Genomic DNA, 18,941 nt, shown 5'->3' with positions numbered 1-18,941 from the left:
GCACGACTTGATCACCCGCGCGCCCGGAAGCTACGGGACCAGCACGATCCTGCCGTTCGCCGTGCCCCCGGCCTGCCGGGTCCACGCGTCCGTGACATCGGCGAGCGGCACCGTCTCGTGGTCCACCACGAGCTCGCCCCGCACCGCGTGCCGGGCGATCGTGGCGATCGAGTCGGCGCGTTGCTGCCGGGTCAGCTCGTTGTTCGTGTAACCGGACAGCCGCAACGACCGGCTGCGCAGGACCGACGACGTGATCGGGCAGTGCTCACCGGCCGACGCGCCGAGGTTGACCCAGCGCCCGCCCGGCCGCAGCGCCAGTGCCGCCGCGGCGGCGGGCTCGCCGAACAACGGGTCGAGCAGGAGATCCGCGTCCGCCGCGACCTCGGTGAAGTCGGCGTCGAGCCCGACCACCGCGTCCGCACCGGCGCGCCGCGCCCGTTCCCTGCTCGCCGCCGACCGCGCCGCGGCCACGACCCGGCCGGCACCGGCGAGCCGGGCGAGCTGGATCGCGGCCTGCCCGACCGCACCGCAGCCGAGCACGATCACGGTCTCGCCGGGCGCCAGCTCACCGCGCCACGTCAGCGCCCGGTGCGCCGCGACGGCGGAGAGCCCGAGCGCGGCCAGTGCCACGGGGTCGGCGCCGTCCGGCAGGAAGACGAGGTCCTCCCGCCGGACGGCCGCCCGCGCGGCCATGCTCCCGTCACCGGCGCCCATGCCCGCCGTCGTCGGGAACCAGACCGCGCTCCCGCCGACCGTGCCGACGCCCTGCACGCCGGGCACGTACGGCGTCGCGGGAACGCCGAAGTACGACGTCCCCGTGGCGCACAACAGGTCGAGGGGCGTGATCGGCGCCGCCGTCACGTCCACGACCACCTCGTCCGGAGCGGGGGAGGGCTCGTCCCGGTCAGCGAGGGACGCGGGCTGACCGGGACGAGTGATCACCGCGGCGCGCACGGCTGCAACACGAAGTCGTAGCGGGCCTCCACCCACGGCACGTCGCACGTCGTGCCGTCCGGCGCGGTGCCCGGCTCGCGCTGCTCGAACCGCACCACCAGCTCCTGCTTGGTGCCGAACACGACATCGCTGTCGAGGTACTCGGCGCCCTCCTCGAACAGGTGCGTGATCAGCGGCTCGAAGCCCTCCGCGGTGAGCAGGAAGTGCACGTGCGCAGGCCGGAAGTGGCTGATCTCGGTCTGCTCGATCAAGGTGCCGACCGGTCCGTCCATCGGGATCGAGTAGCCCTTCGGCGTGATCGTCCGCACGCAGTACGCGCCGTCCTCCCGCGCGCGGTACTTCGCCCGCAGCCGCGCCTCGTCGACGTCGAGCTGCGCCTCGTAGGCGCCCTCGGCGTCGGCCTGCCAGACGTCCAGCACCGCACCGGCCACCGGCGTCCCGTCGAGCGAACGCACGTTCCCGGTGATGTAGAGCGGGGTTCCCTCGACGTCGTCGGACATGTCACCGCCGAACTCCAGCTCGGGGGAGCCGTCGATGTGGAACGGGCCGAGCACCGTGGCGGGGGTCGCGGCCGGGTCGAACCGGTGGTTCATCTGCACGACCAGCATGCTCAGCCCGAGCACGTCCGAGGCCAGGATGAACTCCTCGCGCTTCTCGTCGCTGATCTGCCCGGTCGCGGTGAGCCACTGGACCGCGGTCATCCACTCGGCCTCGGTGAGCCGCACCTCGCGGGCGAAGTCGTGCAGGTGCCGCACGAGCGCGGTCATCAGCTCCGCGGTCCGCGGGTCCTTCGCCGTGGCCCAGCGCCGTTGCGCGAGCTCGGTGATGTTGTCCTCGGTGACGAGCTGCATTGCTCACTCCTCTGCGGGCGCGACCGGCCGCGTGTTCGAGTCCACGGACAGGAAGATGTCGTTGGCGACCGGGTTGCGCAGCTCCTCGGCGAGCTGCCCGATCAGGCCGGCCGTGCGGGCCAGCAACGCGAAGCCGCGCAACAGCTCCAGCGGCAGGCCGAGGTCGGCGAGCACCGCTCCGCACGTCCCGGCGCCGTTGAGCGGCAACGTCTTTCCGAGCACCTGCGGGTGCACGCGCCCGATCGCGGCGAACAGCGAGAGGTGCGGGCCGACGAGTTTTTCCTCCTCGGCGATCTCGTAGAGCCGCGGTGTGCGCGGGTCACCGTTCTTGTGCACGTGGTGGCCGAGGCCGGGGATGCGCGTTTTTCCTTGCTTCCGCAGGGTTTCCAACGCGAGCTCGTCCCAGCCCACGTCGTCGGACGGCGTCTCGGACGCCTTCACCACGGCGTTGAGGAACCGGCCCGCGTCCTCGGTGACGCCGAGGAACCGCGACCCGCCGCCGAGCAGCCCGGCGGCGAGCGCGCCCTGCACGGAGTCCGGCGCGGACAGGAACGTCAGGCGGCTGACGATCGCCGTCGGGGTGAACCCGTGGTCGGCGAGCGCGGCGAGCACCGCCTCGAACAGCCGCGTCTGGCCGGGGCTCGGCCTGCGCTGGGTGGCGAGCCAGAAGGCCAGCTCGCCGAACCCGACGGTGCCCATCACGTCGCCGGCGAGGTCGTGCCCCAGCAACGTGATCGTGTCCGTGGTCGACGCGCCGAGCGCCGTCTCATAGCTGGTCACGGTCCTCCTTCAGCCAGGCGCGCAGCTCGGCGCCGTGTTCGTCCAGCCCCGGCGGCGGCAGCTCGTAGCTCGCGGGCGTCTGCGAGAACCGGATGGGGTGCCGCGTCGTCGGCACGCCCCCGACCTCGACGACGGGGTCGAGCCCGAACCGTTCCGCCATCGCGAACCCGCCGTCGATGGTGTTGATCGGCCCGCACGGCACCCCGGCCGCCACGAGCAGGTCGAACCACTCGTTCGCGCCGCGCGTGCGCAGCCGTTCCTCCAGGACCGGCCGCAGCTCCTCGCGGTTGCGGGTGCGGTCGGCGTTGCGCGCGAACCGCGGGTCGTCGGGGATCTCGGGCAGCCCGAGCACGTCGCACAGCTTGCGGAACTGGCCGTCGTTGGCCGCCGCCACGATCAGGTCGTTGTCGGCGGTCGGCAGCGGCTCGTACGGGAACACGCTGGGGTGCGCGTTGCCCATCCGGAACGGCACGGTGTCCCCGGCGACGTACGCGGAGCTGTGGTTCACCAGGCCCGTGAGCGCCGACGACAGCAGGTTGACCTCGACGAGCTGGCCCTGCCCGGTGGCGTCGCGGTGCCGCAGCGCGGCGAGGATGCCGATCACGGCGTGGTTTCCGGCCATCACGTCGAACACCGAGATGCCCGCGCGGTACGGGGGTCCGTCCGGGTCGCCGGTGAGGCTCATCAGGCCGGAGATCGCCTGCACCATCAGGTCGTAGCCGGGCACGTGACTGCCCGCGCCCGAGCCGAAGCCGGTGATGGACGCGTAGACCACCTCGGGGTTGACCGCGCTGACGCTCTCGTGGTCCAGCCCGTACTTGGCGAGGCCGCCGGGCTTGAAGTTCTCGATCAGCACGTCCGCCCGTGCCGCCAGCTCCCGGCCGAGCGCGGCGTCCTCCGGGTTGCGCAGGTCCAGCGCGATCGACCGCTTGCCGCGGTTGATCCCCAGGTAGTAGGTCGAGACGTCGTCCCGCACGGGCGGCATCCACGTGCGGGTCTCGTCTCCCTGCGGGCCCTCGACCTTGACCACGGTGGCGCCCATGTCGGCGAGCAGCATCGTGGCGTACGGGCCGGCGAGCACGCGGGAGAAGTCGGCGACGAGCAGTCCGTCCAGTGCGCCCATCAGACGGACGTCCTCGTGTCGCCGCGATAGTCCGTGTACGTGTAGGGGTTGTCGAGCACCTTGGACTCCGGGATGTCGGGGTTCATGCCCTTCTGCCACGCCTCCTCGCCGAGCTGGCCCTTCAGGTGGTCGATCGTCCGCTCGACCTCGGACCGGATCGCCTTCAGGTCCACGCCCACGAGCCTGTGGTCCCGCTTCACGATCCGCCCGTCCACGACCACGGTGTCCACATCGGACCGTTGCGCCTGGAACGCCACGTGCCCGTACGGGTTGAGGATCGGGAACGACACGGGGGAGTCCTCGTTGCGCAGCAACACGATGTCGGCCTTCTTGCCGACCTCGATGCTGCCGAGGTCCGAGTCACGGCCCAACGCCCGCGCCCCGCCCATCGTCGCCCAGTCCACGACGTGCTCCGCCCGCAACGACGAGTGCGTGACGGTGTCGTTCTTCGCGTGCGCCGCCATGTGCTCACGCGCCCGGTCAGCGCCGAGCGTCGTGCGCATCGCGGAGAACAGGTCGCCGCTCCACCACACCGACGTGTCCATGGACAGCGACACCGGGATGCCGTGCTCGCGGATCGCCCAGGTGGGCGGGTAACCCTGGCCCGCGCTCTGCTCGCTCTCGGTCGACACCGAGATCGACCCGCCGGTGGCCGCGATGCGGTGGTACGAGTCGGCGGAGAGCGTCGCCGCGTGCACGTAGATCGACTGCGGCGTCATGAACCCGTGCTCGTGCATCAGCCGGATGCCGTCGTCGTTCGTCGCGCCCCACACGCCCGCGTGGGTGGTGACGGGGACGCCGAGCTCACGGGCGACCTCGAACGCGGGCTTCTCCGGGAACTCCGGGTCGCCGGTGACGTCGAAGGCGAGCTGAAGGCCGAGCATGTCGTCGTCGCCGCTGAACCGCCGGTTCACGAAGTCGCGCAGCTCGGGCTTGGCCGTCCACGACGCGGGGGCGTCCTGGATGTTGCCGTAGGCGAGGACGAACCGGCCGGGCACCGCCCGCAACGCGTCCACGGCGGCGTCGGCGTGGTCGGTCGTCTGCAGCCCGTGCGACCAGTCGACGGTCGTCGTGACGCCCGCGTCGATGGCCTCGGCCGCCGCGAGCAGGTTGCCCGCGTGGATGTCCTCGGGGCGGAAGACCTTGCCCCACTCCAGGTAGTACCAGACGAAGTACTGCGTGAGCGTCCAGTCGGCGCCGTAGCCGCGCATCGCGGTCTGCCACATGTGCCGGTGGGTGTCGATCATGCCGGGCATGACGATCCCGTTCGCGGCGTCGACCTCCTCGGTCCCCTCCGGCACCTCGAGGCCCACCCCGATCGCCGCGATCTTGTCGCCGACGACCAGGACGTCGTGGCCGGTCAGCACCGAGTGCTGACCGTCCATCGTCAGCACCGTGCCGTTCCGAAGGACAACAGGACGTCTTTCACCCACCATGACGGGCCTCCTCGACCGGCATGCGGACAACTGTCCGTTGAATCCTCAACCTTTCCGGGGCGTCCCGTCAAGCAACTCCCGGCCGGACGTCCACGTGCGGCACCGAGCCCAGCCGGGCGAAGTCGGCACTGATGTCACCCGCTGCCTGCAACAACAACGGCAGGTGGTGGTCGACCATCCGCTCCAAAGACGTCTCCGCCGCGTGGCAGTTGACGTTCAACGCGGCCACGACCCGCCCGTCCCCGTCCCGCAGCGGCGCCGCGACCGACCGGATCCCCGGCGCCAGCTGCTCGTCGGTCAACGCCCACCCGCGCGCCCGTACCTCCCGCAGCACCGCGTCGCGCTCGGCCGCGTCCGGCTGCCACCTCGGCGTGAGCCCCGACCGGCTCGGCTGCGCGAGCACCGCCTCCAGCTCCGCCGGCGGCAAGGCCGCGAGCTGCACCTTCCCCAGCGAGGTGGGCAGCGCCGGGAACCGCGTCCCGATCTGCACGGACAGCGTGACGATCTTCGGCACCGCCACCCGTGCCACGTAGACGATGTCCGACCCGTCGAGCTGCGCGATCGAGCACGACTCGTTCGTCCGCGCGCCCAGCCGCTCCATGTGCGGCCGGGCCACGTCCCACAGCCCCATCGACCGCACGTACGCGACGCCCAGCTCCAGCACCTTCGGCGTCAGCGCGAACCCGGCCTCGTCCTGCCGCGCGTACCCCAGCTCCACCAGCGTGAGCAGGATGCGCCGCGCCGTCGGCCTGGCAAGGCCCGTCACCGCCGCGACCTCGCTCAACGGCATCACCGGGCGCAACGGCCGGAACGAGCGGATCACGTCGAGGCCGCGGGCGAGCGCCTCGATGAAGTCGGGTCCTGTGTCAGGGCGAGCAGACATGCGCCCACGATAACGGACAGTTGTCCGCTCAGCGTTCGGAGCGAATCCCTGCCGTCCGGTTCGCCCGCAAGCTGGTCAGCGTCACGACGCCCAGCGTGACCACGATGACCGCCAGCGACAGCGGGGTGGGGATCTCCGGCACCGCCGGCCAGATCCCGTGCGCCCAGTGCAGCACCAGCTTCGTGCCGATGAACGCGAGGATGATGGCGAGGCCGTGGTTGAGGTGCACGAGCTTGGCGAGCGCCGAGTGCAGCACGAAGTACAGCGCGCGCAGGCCGAGCAGGGCGAACGCGTTGGTGGTGAACACCAGGTACGGGTCCTCGGTGATGCCGTAGACGGCGGGCACCGAGTCGATGGCGAAGACGACGTCGGTCGCGAAGATGGCCACCACGACGATCGCGAGCGGGGTCAGGGCGCGGCGGCCCTGTTCGCGGACGATCATCCGGGTGCCGCGGTAGTCGTCGGTGACGGGCATGAGCCTGCGCATCAGCCGGACCGACCGCATCTGCGACGTGTCCTTCGCGGCGGGTTCGCCCTTCAGCGCCTCGTGCAGGATCTTGACCGCCGAGGCGAACAGGACCAGGCCGAAGACGAGGAACGCCCACGTGCCGGCCGACAGCAGGGCGGCCCCGGCCGCGATGAAGACGCCGCGCAGCACCAGGGCGCCGACGATGCCGTAGAGCAGCACGCGCTGCTGCACGGCGGGCGGCACGCTGAACGCGGCGAGCAGCAGCATGAAGACGAACAGGTTGTCGACCGAGAGGGACTTCTCGACGACGAAACCGGTGATGAACTCCAGCGACTGGCCGCCGCCGAACTCCCACCACAGCCACAGGCCGAACAGCAGGGGCAGCGCCAGGTAGAACACCGACCAGCCGGCGGCCTCGCGCAGCGACACCTCGTGCGGGCGGCGGGTGATCACGAAGTCGAGCACCAGCAGTGCGACCAGCACGGCGATGCTGACGAACCACAGCGCGGGGGATGCCACGGAACCGGGCACAGGGGTCTCCTCGAACGTGCTCGTTCGAGGTCTCCTTCACCCTGTGCGGGCGGCCTCCCGGGGACGCCGCGGAGCGTCCGTACTGACCGGGTCGGCGCTTGGGAAGTACTCCCCTCGGAGCTCGGACGCTACACGGTCATTAAAGGACTCGTAAAGTCGAGACCGTCGCTTGCACCTCAAGCGGCTTGAGATCACATAGTGGTCCTCATGGACGACGACGCCAAGCTGTACGCCATCGGGGAGGTGGCGCGCCGGACCGGGCTGAGCGTGAGCGCCATCCGGTTCTACTCCGACGCCGGGGTGGTGGCCCCCGCCGCGCACACCGCCTCCGGTCACCGGCTCTACGACGTCCACGCCATCGCCAGGCTCGAGTTCGTCAGCACGCTGCGCGAGCTCGACGCGGGGCTGGAGGACGTGCGGAGCCTGCTGGACGGCCGCGTCACGCTCACCGACCTCGCGACCGCCCACCTCGCCAGGCTGGAGCAGCACGCGCGGCGGACCAGGGTCCGGCTGGCCGTGCTGCGGACGATCGTGAAGCAGGAGACCGAGGCCGGCCAGGTGATCCTCATGCACAAGCTCGTGGCCATGTCCGACGACGAACGCGACAGGCTCATCGACGAGTTCTGGAACGAGGCCACCGAGGGCGTCGACGGCGACGACGCGTTCTTCGCCATGCTGCGCTCCCACCGGCCCGTGCTGCCGGACGACCCGTCGGCCGAGCAGCTGGAGGCGTGGATCGAGCTCGGGAACCTGGTGCGGGACGGTGACTTCCGGCGTGCCGTCCGCGACCAGCTGCGCGAGACGTTCGCGACCGCGGGCGCCTCGGTGATGCTCTCGGCGGAGATGCTGGGCGAGTTCGACAGGGGAGGGGCGATCCTGCAGGACGCGCACGACGCGCAGCTGGCGGGCGTGCCCTCGGACTCGCCGCGGGCGGGCGAGATCGCCACCCGGTACGTCGAGTTCCTCGGCCGGGTCTCCGGTGACGACGACACCCCGGAGTTCCGCCGGAAGGTCGCCCGCGACCTGGTGCGCGTCGAGGAGCTGCACCGGGAGTCGATCGAGGAGGCCGCGACCTCACCCGACCCGCACACCCGGTACCAGTCGCTGGTGGCGACCATCAACGGCACGGCGGACGAGTACGCGTCGTTCATGCCCTACGCCTGGCTCCGCGCCGCCGTGGACCCCTCCCCGTGATCTTGTCCCCCGAGCGAGCTACACGCGGATGTCCACCGCGTGGTGACGTTTCGAGCGCCCCGGATCCATAGCGTTTCCGGCATCGCGGCACCGGGCCGCGAACGTCCGATGAAGGAAGTGCAATGCGTCTGGTGAAGCAGCTCCTGCTGATCATCGTGGTCTCGTTCGCCGGGAGCACAGCGGTCGGACTGGCCGGCTGGAACCCGCCGCTCACCCTGGTCCTCGGCATCGCCTGCGCCGTGCTGGCGGTCTTCGCCTACCGCTGGGTGGTGCGCAAGACCGAACGCCGCGAGCCGCAGGAGCTCGCGTTCGCCGGTGCGCCGATGGCGGTCGTGCGCGGTGTCCTCATCGGACTCGCCATGTTCGGCGCGGTGATCGCGAACATCTGGTTCCTCGGCGACTACGAGGTGAAGGGCATCGGCTCGCCCGGCGGCGCGGTCGCGATCCTCGGGTTCATGATCGCCGTCGCGGTGACGGAGGAGCTGCTGTTCCGCGGCGTGCTGTTCCGCGTCGTCGAGGAGCGCATCGGCACGTGGCTCTCGCTGACGATCAGCGGCCTGGTGTTCGGCCTCGTGCACATCATCAACCCCGGCGCCACCCTCTGGAGCTCGCTCGCCATCGCGATCGAGGCCGGGTTCATGCTCGCCGCCGCGTACGTCGCCACCCGCAACCTGTGGGTGCCGATCGGCGTGCACTTCGCCTGGAACTTCGCCCAGGGCGGCATCTTCAGCACCAGCGTGTCCGGTGCGGACGCCCCGCAGGGCCTGCTCGACGGCGAGACGAACGGCCCCGCGATCATCACCGGCGGCGACTTCGGGCCGGAGGCGAGCGCGTACTCCGTCCTGGCCGGAGTCGTCGTCACCGCCGCGTTCCTCTGGCTGGCGAAGCGCCGGGGCACCATCATGCCGCGCCGTACCGCTACCCTCGTCGCGTGATCAGCCACCTGCGGCGGCTCCCCGAGCTGTGGCGCCGCCTCCCCGACGTGGCGCAGGACGCGCCGATCGCGCTCGCCTTCATCATCGCGTCCCTGATTCCCGCACTGCACAACAGGGGCACGCAGATCGGCGACGTGCCCGCCAGGCCGATCGACGCGTTCGCCCTCGTCGTGATCGTCGTCGAGAGCGTGCCGCTCATGCTGCGCCGCCGCTGGCCGTTCGTGTCCGTGGTGATGGTGGCCGCCGCGTTCGCCGTCGACCAGCTCAGCGGCTACCACACGGTGGCGGGCACGGCGTTGACCTTCGCGCTCGTCAGCGCGGGGCTGCACCTGAAGCACCACCGGACGGCCACCGCGATCGGGCTGTCGGTCGCGTACGTGGCGCTGGCGTTCGGCCTCGACCGCGGCGGGTCCGTCGAGGGCGTGGCGGGGTACGTGACGTTCTACCTCGCCCTGGTGGCGGCCTGGAGCGTCGGAGCCTGGCTGCGGCTGTCCCGCAACGCGGAGGCGGAACGCCGCGCGCACATCGCGGAGGCCACCCGCATCGAGGAACGCACGTCGATCGCCCGCGAGCTGCACGACGTCGTGACGCACCACGTGACGGCCATGGTCGTGCAGGCGGAAGCGGCGCGGTACCTCACGGCGGCCCCCGAACGTCTCGACCAGACGCTGCAGTCGATCACGGACACCGGCCGCCGGTCCCTCACGGACCTGCGGCACCTGCTGGACCTGCTGAACCCGGACCACAACCCGCGGGCCGTCGGCGATCTGCGCAGCCTGGTCGAGCAGACCCGGCAGGCAGGTCAGCCGGTGCACTACGCCGAGGAGGGCGAGGTCGTGCACGACGCGGGCAGCGCCGAGGTGGTCGCGTACCGGGTGGTGCAGGAGGCGCTGACCAACGCGTTGAAGTACGCGCACGGCAGCCCGACGAACGTCTTGGTCCGTTACGGAGAAAGGGACATCACCGTGGAGGTCGGCACGGAGGGCGCGCGGAGGTCCGTCGCGTCCAGTGGAAGCGGACGCGGCCTGGCGGGGCTGCGTGAACGCGTCGACGTCCTGGGCGGTGAGTTCACGGCGGGGCAGCGGGACAACGGTTTCGTGGTCCGGGCGCGCATCCCCGCGGGGAACGTGTCGTGACCGCACCGGTTCGCGTGCTGGTCTGCGACGACCAGGCCCTCATCCGCACCGGGTTCGCGACGATCATCGACGCGCAGCCCGACCTGGAGGTCGTGGGGGAGTGCGGCGACGGCCGCGCGGGGGTCGAGCTGGCGCGGCGGCTGAAGCCGGACGTCGTCGTGATGGACGTGCGGATGCCGGTGCTGGACGGCATCGAGGCGACCCGGCAGCTCGCGGGCGCCGGGGTCGCCGACCCCGTCAAGGTCCTCGTCGTCACGACGTTCAACCTCGACGAGTACGTCTACGAGGCGTTACGCGCGGGGGCGAGCGGCTTCCTGCTGAAGGACGCGCCGCCACCCCAGCTGCTGCAAGGCATCAGAACCGTCGCGAGCGGTGCCGCTCTGCTGGCACCGGAGGTGACCCGCCAGCTCGTCGGCCGGTACGCCGAGAGGATCAAACCCGTGAACGAGAAAGAACCGGAGCTGCCGCTGGCACCCCGGGAGCTCGAGGTGCTCCGGCTCATCGCGGAGGGCTTGTCCAACAGCGAGATCGCCGCGGCGCTGGTGATCAGCCAGGAGACCGTCAAGACCTACGTGTCGCGCATCCTGACCAAACTGGACCTCCGTGACCGCGTGCAGGCGGTCGTCTACGCCTACCGCCGGGGTCTCGTCAGCTGAACCAGACCAGCCGCAGCAGGAGCACGACCAGGACCAGCAGCGGAACCACCAGCAGGGCCTTGCCGAAGACGGCGAGCATCGCGCGGTTGCTGCGGACCCCCAGCGCCCGCCGCCGCGTCCCGGCGGCGGCGAGCGCTTCCTGGATCGCACGCGCCACGTAGAAGACCGGTGCGCCGTAACCGTTCTTCTCACCGGGGAACGGACCGACCAGCCGCACCCGCGGGTTCCAGCCGCCGTCGAACACGACGACGGCGGACGTCCACTGGTGCGTGCGCAGCCCGGCGATCCCGGTGGGGGACGGCAGCATCGCGTCGAGCCGCTCGACGAGCCCGCCGTGCCGTCCGGGGACCAGCAGCACCAGCTTGCCCGGCGGCTGCGTCGCGCGGGCCTGCTCGACCTCCCACCACACGCCGTCACCGTCGCCCAGCCGCAGCACGATCAGCGAGGCCATCCCCATCAGCTCCAGCACACCTTCGCGCCACTGGTCGTCCGGCAGGTAGAACCGTGCCGCGCCGAGGTGCGGCAACCGCTCACCCGGCTGCCCGACGGCCACCACCGGCCCGAACGCCCCGAGCGCGCTGACGAGCTGTTCCTCGCGCGAGTGCACGGAAAGCAGCCCCGACGACAACGCGCCGGGAAGGCCGTCCACCACCGCCGCACCCCGGTCGTCGCCGAAGTCCCTCAGATACAGCACGGGTTTGCGCCAGTCGGCACGCAACGTCTGCGCGGCGCTCCTGGCCGACCGCGGCCGTGACCACCGGAGCACGAAGTAGGCGACGACCAACGCGACGACAGCACCACCGAGCAGCATTCCCCTGACGTCCCAGGGAATCCGCTGGGCCCGCGTCACCGCGACCACGGCCAGGAACCCCGCCACCATCAGCACGTACCCGGCCCCGGTGACCACCAGGAACACCGGCCGCCGCCACCACGGCCGCGGCGGCACGAACCGTTCGGCCACCGCGACGACCGCGGCGTTGGCCGCGCGACGGCGCTGCCGGAGCACCAGCACGACCGCGCCGAGGCCGACGCCACCCGCGAGCCACGGCCACACCCGCCCCCAGGCCGCGCTCTCCGCGGCGGCCAGGACGGCCTGGTCCTCGGCGATCCTGGCGGCCACGCCGTCGGCGAACTTGCGGGCGAGGCCGAAGTCGCCGTCCTCCGCGGAACCGGTCGCCAGCGACATCACCGGCCGCGTCCGGCCGCTCTCCGGCCCGCGGGCCCGGAACCAGTCCCCGGCCGCCAGCGCGCCGCCGGCGTCACCCCGGTCGAGCGCGGCGAGGAATGCGGCGTACTGCGCGGGCGCGTGCTGGAAGGCGAGGCGTTCACGTGACTCCAGCCCCGCCGCGATGGCCAGCACGGCCGCCACGTAGGCGACGACGGCCGCGGTGGCGGTGACGGCTCCGGTCAGTGTCCGCACGGGGAACAGCCGACCACGGCCGCGCGTGCCGGGGCGGGCGTTCGGGACGGGTTCGCTCGAACCGAGCAGCGCGGGGTGAGACGGGCCCGGCTACCCGCGCAGGGCGGCGGCCAGGACCAGTTCCCGGATCTCCTCGGCCGCCAGCGGCGGCTCGTGCGCCTGCCACTCCTGCAACAGTCCGGTGATCGCCCCGACCACCGCGATCGCGCAGTCAGCCGGTACGACCGCTTCGGAGCCACGCCCGCTGCGCCGCCCGCAGCGCCTCCGCCTCGATGAGCTCGGCCCACGCCGAACGGACCCGCTGGAGCGCCTTCGCGTTGACCGAGTCGTGCAGCTCGCGCAGCAGGTCCTCTTCGGACGCGAACTCCTCGTAGAAGTTGCGTGTGGACACTCCGGCCGCGGCCGGGCAACCCGGCGCGCACCCCGCGCGTCTGGACCTGTGCGAGGGCTCAGCCGCCCGTCGCGCTGGGGACCATCGGCGGGCACCCGCCGGTCGAGTAGGTGGCGTCGTACTCGAAATGCCACTGCTCGTTTTCGTAACGGCGGCACCAGCCGAGGGTGCCGCCGGTTTTCTCGACCCATTGTGCGGACTCGATCGGCTGAATGTCGACGGCTTTGCCGATGACGTGCATGGAAAGGTCCGGCGGGTTCAGCACGTAACGGGACGCGAGTTCTTCGGTGCCGAACTTCTCCACGGCGTCGTCGAACTCCTTCCGCTGCTGGCCCCTGCTGCGCTTGCCGTCGTTCAGGCACAGCTGAACGCCCTGCTCAGCGGCCTTGGAGCGGAGGTTCTGCCAGGCTCGCAGAACGTCCGGCGGAAGCCCTTCCGGCTTTTCGTCGAAGTAGCGGGCGTCGATCGGGCAGGGTGGCCCTTCGGGCGGTCCCGGCACTTCCGCGAGGATCGCGAGAGCCTTTCCGGGGTGGCGGTCGAACACGAGCGTCAATCTCCCCAGGTAGCCCAGTGCGCCTCCGGCGGAAACGGCGAGCGCCACGATCACGAGCACGCCTGTCACGACGCGCTTGGAGGTTTTGGACATGAATTCGATAATACGGACCGGCCCGGCCGCGTCTGTCAGCAACCCGTAACAGTCCGTCGGCAGCTGTGTCCCGGCCGACGTGGCGATCGCCACATCCGTTCGGCCCAGCGGGGCGGGGAAATGTGATCGGTGAACGTTTTCTGGCCCCTTTCGGTGCCACGAAACATGGTGGCAACATCTGCGGCGGCCGAGAACCGGCCCGTTTTTGTGAGGTCTCAGGAGGACCGTTTCCATGTACGGCCGCATTGTTGCGTTCGTTGCTGTGCTCTTGTCCGTTCTCGCCTTCGCCGGCACCGCGCAGGCCGCCCCGGAACACCACCGGGCGACCGTGCTCGTGCTGTCGGCGCAGTACTCCGACGTCGAGGACAACGCCTTCAAGGCGACCGTCCTGACCTGCGGGGCAGGTGACCAGCACCCGCGCGGGGCCCTCGCCTGCGCGACGCTGGCCTCCGCCGGCACCGAGCTGGAGGCGATGACTCCGGACGGCAGGGCCTGCACGTTCCTCTACGCACCCGTCCGGGTGTCGATGTTCGGAATCTGGCGGGGCGTGCCCGTGAACGAGGAGCACACCTACCCGAACTCGTGCGTCATGCTGGCGCACACCGGTGCTTTGTTCGATTTCTAGCACCGGCCATCAATGTGGGGCGGGGCGCGGCAGGGGCGCCCCGCCCCACATTTCTCACACCCTCGGATGGGTGCTGAGCCGAATGGCGGAAGATCCTTCGCCTGTGCGAAGGTGTGATCATGGCCGCCACCACGCGTTTCCCGCTGCTCTCCTGGACGACCATCGCCCCCGTCCTCGGTGTGCTCCTGCTCGCCTTGACCTGGGGCCGAGATATCGGTGGCGTGCTCGTGGGGCTGGTCGCCCTGGTGCTCGCGGCGACGGTGCTCGCGGCCGTCCACCACGCCGAGGTCGTGGCGCTGAGAGTGGGGGAGCCGTTCGGCTCCCTCGTCCTCGCGGTCGCGGTGACGATCATCGAGGTGGCCCTGATCGTCACGCTCATGGTGTCCGGCGGCCCCGAAGCCTCCTCGCTGGCGCGTGACACGGTCTTCGCCGCGGTCATGATCACGACGAACGGCATCATCGGCATCGCGCTGCTCCTCGGCGCGCTCAAGCACCACACGATCCTCTTCAACGCCGAGGGCAGCGGTGGCGCGCTCGCGACCGTGATGATGCTGGCGAGCCTCACGCTCGTCCTGCCGACGTTCACGACGTCCACGCCCGGCCCCGAGTTCTCCGGGCCGCAGCTCCTCTTCGCCGCGCTCGCCTCGCTGTCCCTGTACGCGATCTTCGTCTTCACCCAGACCGTCCGGCACCGCGACTTCTTCCTGCCGGTGGACGAGGACGGCGTGATCGAGGCCGACGAGCACGCCGAGGCCCCGTCCGGCAAGGCGGCGCTCACCTCGCTCGGCTTCCTGCTCGTCGCACTGATCGCGGTGGTCGGCCTCGCGAAGATCGAGTCGCCCGCGATCGAGGCGGGCGTGCGCGCCGCAGGGTTCCCGCAGTCGTTCGTCGGTGTCGTCATCGCCCTGCTGGTGCTGCTGCCCGAGACGATCGCCGCGGCACGGGCAGCGTTGCGCGACCGCATCCAGACCAGCCTCAACCTCGGCTACGGCTCGGCCATCGCGAGCATCGGCCTCACCATCCCGACGATCGCGCTCGCCACGATCTGGCTGGACGGCCCGCTGCTGCTGGGCCTCGGCCCGATGCAGATGATCCTGCTCCTGCTGACGGTCCTGGTCAGCGTCCTGACCGTCGTGCCGGGCCGGGCGACGAGGCTGCAGGGCGGCGTCCACCTGATCCTGCTCGCCGCGTTCCTCTTCCTGGCCGTGAACCCGTAGGACACCACCCTTTCGAGCAAGTCGCGGACCCGAACGTCGTATTGCCGCTCTACGACGTTCGGTCCTAGCTTGCGGTAACGCCGGTTACCACGAGGGGTCCAACGATGCCGCTCCGCGCCCTGCTCGCCGCTCTTTTGCTGCTGTTATCCCTGACCGCACCCGCCACGGCGGCAACACCGGGCGAACTGGTCAGCAGCCAAGAGGTGACCTGGCACCCGGAGCCGCTGAGGCTCCTGCCGGCCCCGGTGAAGGCGTACGACATCCGCTACCGCTCGACAACCGCTACAGGCGAGGCCACGGTCGTGTCCGGCATGGTCCTGGTGTCACCACTGCCGTGGACCAACGGCCCGCGCCCGATCGTGGCCTACGCGATGGGCACCCAAGGAATGGCCGACCGCTGCGCACCCTCGCGGCAGCTGCAGAACGGCACCGAGGTGGAGATCGCCTTCCTGGCGCAGGCGATGTTCAAGGGCTGGGCCGTGGCCGTGACGGACTACGAGGGCCTGGGCACACCGGGAGACCACACCTACGCGGTGGCCCGCTCGGAGGGCCGAGCCCTGCTGGACGTGGCCAGAGCGGCGGCATCGATCCCGACCCTGTCCGCGGACGCCCCGGTCGGCCTGTTCGGCTACTCCCAAGGAGGACAGGCGGCATCCTCCGCCGCCGAACAGTGGAAAACCTACGCCCCCAACGTGAACGTCGTCGGCGCGGCCGCAGGCGGCGTCCCGGCCGACCTCAACGCCGTGGCCAAGTTCAACGACGGCAACCTGGGCTCGGGCCTGGTCTTCGCGGCAGCCGCCGGCTACGCCGCCGCCTACCGGGAGCTCCCGCTCGACTCCGTGCTGACTTCCCGAGGCCGCCAGGTCATCGACACGATCCGCCAGTCGTGCGCCGCGGAAATCGCCCTGGTAGCCCCGTTCACCCGCCTCAACACCCTGACCACCACCCCGGACGTCATCCAGAACCCGTTGTGGCAGAACCGCTTGACCGAGAACAAGCTGGGCAACGTCAAACCGGCGACCCCCGTCCACCTCTACCACGGCACGCTGGACGAACTGATCCCCTTCGCCGTGGGCCAGAAGCTCCGCTCGCAGTGGTGCGCCCTCGGCGCCGACGTCCAGTGGACCGCCCTCCCGCTGCTGGGCCACGTGACCACAGTCAGCGTCTGGGGCACCAACGCCCTGAACTGGCTGGGCGACCGCTTCGCGGCAAAACCCACCCGCCCGAACTGTTAGCCGCGACAAATCCCCGAATACCGCACAACTTCCGCAACTCGCAATGCATCCAGCAAGTTTCCTGCCTGGTCGGCTCCAGTCCCGGCGATGAACTCCCTGGTCATCCCCAGGTGCGCCCCGGCCGCCTGAGCACTCCCCGGGTTCGCCAGCTCCGCCCTGCCCCGCACCTTAAACGAATTTAAAAACCACCTCCCGCCCATTCCCTTGAACCTGACCTCCGCCCTCCCCGTACTAGTCGGTGTAATCGCCACACCACAGACCCCGAGGGAGAACGAAATGGGCGCCAGGCACCGCAAACCCGTCATGATCGGCGCAGGCGCCATGCTCGCGGTCGCCGCGGTGGCGGGCGGCATCCTCGCCTTCAGCAGCACGTCCTCCAACGCGGCCGAGGACTGCGGCGGTCTGGACACGGCTCTGCGGAACAACCTGAACTTCATCGCGGCCCAGCAGGCAGCCCCGGATGCCCAGTCGGACGCCAGGATCGCCAACCGCCAAGCGGTCGTCGACCTGATCAACCAGCGTCGTGCGGCAGCAGGCTGCGGCAACAACGTCCAGGCACAGCCGGAAAAGGGCCAGGCAGCCACGTCCGGCGAGGACTGCGGCGGCCTGGACAAGGCGCTGCAGAACAACCTGAACTTCATCGCGGGTCAGAAAGCCGCACCAGACGCCCAGTCCGAGGCGAGGATCGCCAACCGCCAGGCCGTCGTCGACCTCATCCAGCAGCGACGCAAGGCCGCGGGCTGCACGGGCGACGGCGCGGCCGACGCCGGCAACGGCCAGGTCACGCCCCCACCGGCCACCCAGCAACCAGAAACCGGCAACAACGCAGGAGCCAACAACGGCGCGACCGGTCAGCAGGTCTGCACCGGCTCGACCGTGACGCTGTCCGGGGAAGGCGGCGCTCCCGCCGCGTCCAGCGGTGAGTTCCCGATCGGCACCACGCTGCGGGTCACGAACCTCGACAACAACAAGTCCACGACCGTGAAGGTGGCGTCGGTGTCCGGCAGCTGTGCCTTGCTGAACAACGCGGCCTTCGAGCAGGTGCGGGAGCCCGGCAAGTTCCTGATCCGCCGCGCACTGATCGAGAAGATCGGCTGACGAAGGTCCACAGTGGACGAACGGACGGCTGCTCCCCGGTGAGCGCGGGGGAGTGGCCGTCCGTTGTGCTGTGCGGGGCCAGGTGGGATGTTGGTCTTCAGGGCCCCTGACCCCGGAGTGAGCCACGTGACCGAGAATGCAGCACCGGCGTCCGTCTTCCGCGACACCGCCTTCCTGCGGCTCTGGACAGGCACGACGGCGTCGGGGCTCGCGATGTGGGCCCTGCCGTTCGTGCTGGGGCTGGGCGTGCTCGAACGGTCGATCACGGCCGTCGAGCTGGGGGTCGTGCTCTCCACCAGGACGATCGGGTTCCTGGCCGCCGTCCCGGTCGCCGGTGTGCTCGCGGACCGGCACCCGCGGCGGGCCGTCGTCTTCTGGTCCTGTCTCACGGCCGGGATCGCGACACCGCTCATCGCGGTGGGCATGGGCCGGTCGCTGCTGCTGATGGCGGTCGCCGCGACGGTCGTCGGCGCCGGGCAGGGCGCCTGCCGGCCCGCGTTCCAGGCGCTGGTGGCCGAGGTGGTGCCGGAGCAGAACCGGCAGCAGGCCAACGCGGCGACCACCCTCGCCGTCCGGGTGACGACCCTGGTGGCGCCGAGCCTCACCGCACTGGCGTCCCTCGTCGCGGACGCACGCACGTTGCTGGCCGTGACCGCCGTCGCGTGGCTGTGCGCGGCTCTCGTGCCACCACGCGGAACCGGCGGCCCCATCGCCACCAAGACCCGCGCCGGGCTCGTCCGGGAGTTCGCCGACGGCATCAGCGAAGCACGCCGCCACCCGTGGATGCTCGCGGGCCTGGCCGCGCTGACCGCGGTGATCGCCACCGGCTACTCCGCCACGGCCGTGCTGCTGCCGGTGGTCAGCAGGGACCGCTACGGCACGGAGGCGGTGCTGGCGGCGGCCACGACCGCGCACACCCTCGGCGCGCTCGCGGGAGCAGTGCTGATCGCCCGCTGGCGACCGCGTTCGGCCGGGTGGGCGGCGCTGACAGGGCTTGCGTGCTACGGCCTGATCCCCGTCGGGTTGCTGCTGCCGGTGCACCCGGTCGTGCTGGTCGCCGCGTACGCCGTGGCCGGGATCGGCATCGAGCTGTTCAACGTCCCCTGGTTCACCGCGATCCAGCGCGAGGTCGAACCGTCCAAGCTCGCCCGTGTGTCCTCTTTGGACTTCCTGCTGTCGTACGGGCTGGCACCGATCGGCCTGGCACTGATCGCTCCCGCGGTCGGCCTCGCGGGAGCGAGCACCGTGCTCGTGGTCTGCGCGGCGGTCTGCCTGGCCGCCCCCGCCGCGGCCGCGCTGGTCCCGTCGTCGCGGCGGTTCAGCACCAGATGACAGAACAGGCGCTTCGGGAGGCGTGACCA

The 18,941-nt window shown here is 70.9% G+C and carries 19 protein-coding genes; 9 read left to right on the top strand and 10 right to left on the bottom strand.

The features are described 5' to 3' along the window. Positions 1–30 precede the first annotated feature (30 nt). The 7 genes from BLT23_RS21885 to BLT23_RS21855 all read right to left on the bottom strand — a co-directional run bounded on the left by BLT23_RS21885 (position 31) and on the right by BLT23_RS21855 (position 7,027). On the bottom strand, positions 31–954 hold the full coding sequence (locus BLT23_RS21885) for a quinone oxidoreductase family protein (protein WP_090051705.1): 924 nt from the start codon (positions 952–954) through the stop codon (positions 31–33). Further along, complete coding sequence (locus BLT23_RS21880; protein WP_090051704.1) at positions 939–1,805, bottom strand: dioxygenase family protein; 867 nt, start codon at positions 1,803–1,805, stop codon at positions 939–941. Before BLT23_RS21880 ends, BLT23_RS21885 begins: the two co-directional genes overlap by 16 nt. Before the next feature lie 3 nt (positions 1,806–1,808). After that, a complete protein-coding gene (locus BLT23_RS21875; protein ID WP_090051703.1) occupies positions 1,809–2,585 on the bottom strand; it encodes a citryl-CoA lyase in 777 nt (258 codons plus the stop codon). Then, positions 2,572–3,708, bottom strand: a complete 1,137-nt coding sequence (locus tag BLT23_RS21870) for a CaiB/BaiF CoA transferase family protein (protein WP_090051702.1) — start codon at positions 3,706–3,708, stop codon at positions 2,572–2,574. The genes BLT23_RS21875 and BLT23_RS21870 overlap by 14 nt, the downstream gene beginning before the upstream one ends. Beyond that, the gene (locus tag BLT23_RS21865; RefSeq protein WP_090051701.1) at positions 3,708–5,144 is read right to left on the bottom strand and encodes an amidohydrolase family protein; all 1,437 of its coding nucleotides are present in this window, start codon (positions 5,142–5,144) and stop codon (positions 3,708–3,710) included. Before BLT23_RS21865 ends, BLT23_RS21870 begins: the two co-directional genes overlap by 1 nt. Positions 5,145–5,211: 67 nt before the next feature. Beyond that, a complete protein-coding gene (locus tag BLT23_RS21860; RefSeq protein ID WP_090051700.1) occupies positions 5,212–6,027 on the bottom strand; it encodes an IclR family transcriptional regulator domain-containing protein in 816 nt (271 codons plus the stop codon). Positions 6,028–6,055: 28 nt separating this feature from the next. After that, the gene (locus BLT23_RS21855) at positions 6,056–7,027 is read right to left on the bottom strand and encodes a TerC/Alx family metal homeostasis membrane protein (RefSeq protein ID WP_090051699.1); all 972 of its coding nucleotides are present in this window, start codon (positions 7,025–7,027) and stop codon (positions 6,056–6,058) included. 207 nt (positions 7,028–7,234) lie between these two features. On the opposite strand from BLT23_RS21855, the gene BLT23_RS21850 reads away from it, so the two are divergent. The 4 genes from BLT23_RS21850 (at position 7,235) to BLT23_RS21835 (ending at position 10,948) form a co-directional block, all read left to right on the top strand. Continuing rightward, positions 7,235–8,221 carry a MerR family transcriptional regulator gene (locus tag BLT23_RS21850; RefSeq protein WP_090052045.1) on the top strand — a complete coding sequence of 329 codons (987 nt, stop codon included), beginning with the start codon at positions 7,235–7,237 and terminating at the stop codon, positions 8,219–8,221. Positions 8,222–8,343: 122 nt separating this feature from the next. Beyond that, a complete protein-coding gene (locus BLT23_RS21845; protein ID WP_090051698.1) occupies positions 8,344–9,156 on the top strand; it encodes a CPBP family intramembrane glutamic endopeptidase in 813 nt (270 codons plus the stop codon). Then, positions 9,153–10,292 carry a sensor histidine kinase gene (locus tag BLT23_RS21840; RefSeq protein WP_218133830.1) on the top strand — a complete coding sequence of 380 codons (1,140 nt, stop codon included), beginning with the start codon at positions 9,153–9,155 and terminating at the stop codon, positions 10,290–10,292. The genes BLT23_RS21845 and BLT23_RS21840 overlap by 4 nt, the downstream gene beginning before the upstream one ends. Next, entirely contained in the window at positions 10,289–10,948 is a 660-nt protein-coding gene (locus BLT23_RS21835; protein ID WP_090051697.1) for a response regulator, read from the top strand. The genes BLT23_RS21840 and BLT23_RS21835 overlap by 4 nt, the downstream gene beginning before the upstream one ends. Here BLT23_RS21835 and BLT23_RS21830 read toward each other — a convergent pair. The 3 genes from BLT23_RS21830 to BLT23_RS21820 form a co-directional block, all read right to left on the bottom strand. Next, the gene (locus tag BLT23_RS21830; RefSeq protein ID WP_090051696.1) at positions 10,941–12,368 is read right to left on the bottom strand and encodes a hypothetical protein; all 1,428 of its coding nucleotides are present in this window, start codon (positions 12,366–12,368) and stop codon (positions 10,941–10,943) included. The genes BLT23_RS21835 and BLT23_RS21830 overlap by 8 nt on opposite strands. 211 nt (positions 12,369–12,579) lie before the next feature. Next, positions 12,580–12,759 (bottom strand): hypothetical protein, encoded by a 180-nt coding sequence (locus BLT23_RS40855; protein WP_090051695.1) that lies wholly within the window; start codon positions 12,757–12,759, stop codon positions 12,580–12,582. A 58-nt stretch (positions 12,760–12,817) separates the two neighbouring features. Next, positions 12,818–13,447: a D-alanyl-D-alanine carboxypeptidase family protein gene (locus BLT23_RS21820; RefSeq protein ID WP_245744087.1), complete on the bottom strand. Its 630-nt coding sequence runs from the start codon at positions 13,445–13,447 to the stop codon at positions 12,818–12,820. A gap of 220 nt (positions 13,448–13,667) precedes the next feature. Here BLT23_RS21820 and BLT23_RS21815 point away from each other — a divergent pair, with 220 nt between their 5' ends. The 5 genes from BLT23_RS21815 (at position 13,668) to BLT23_RS21795 (ending at position 18,912) form a co-directional block, all read left to right on the top strand. Then, positions 13,668–14,030, top strand: a complete 363-nt coding sequence (locus tag BLT23_RS21815) for an SSI family serine proteinase inhibitor (RefSeq protein ID WP_176946867.1) — start codon at positions 13,668–13,670, stop codon at positions 14,028–14,030. A gap of 119 nt (positions 14,031–14,149) precedes the next feature. Next, complete coding sequence (locus tag BLT23_RS21810; RefSeq protein ID WP_090052040.1) at positions 14,150–15,247, top strand: calcium:cation antiporter; 1,098 nt, start codon at positions 14,150–14,152, stop codon at positions 15,245–15,247. Between the two features lie 104 nt (positions 15,248–15,351). Then, positions 15,352–16,482 carry a lipase family protein gene (locus BLT23_RS21805; protein WP_090051692.1) on the top strand — a complete coding sequence of 377 codons (1,131 nt, stop codon included), beginning with the start codon at positions 15,352–15,354 and terminating at the stop codon, positions 16,480–16,482. Between the two features lie 321 nt (positions 16,483–16,803). Continuing rightward, the gene (locus BLT23_RS21800; RefSeq protein WP_425434407.1) at positions 16,804–17,580 is read left to right on the top strand and encodes an RlpA-like double-psi beta-barrel domain-containing protein; all 777 of its coding nucleotides are present in this window, start codon (positions 16,804–16,806) and stop codon (positions 17,578–17,580) included. 126 nt (positions 17,581–17,706) lie between these two features. Beyond that, entirely contained in the window at positions 17,707–18,912 is a 1,206-nt protein-coding gene (locus BLT23_RS21795) for an MFS transporter (protein WP_245744086.1), read from the top strand. The last annotated feature ends 29 nt before the right edge of the window (positions 18,913–18,941 follow it).

The organism is Lentzea fradiae, from assembly GCF_900100955.1.
Taxonomy (GTDB): domain Bacteria; phylum Actinomycetota; class Actinomycetes; order Mycobacteriales; family Pseudonocardiaceae; genus Lentzea; species Lentzea fradiae.
Note: the sequence above shows the minus strand (reverse complement) of the source record. Positions and strands in the feature narration are given on the sequence as shown.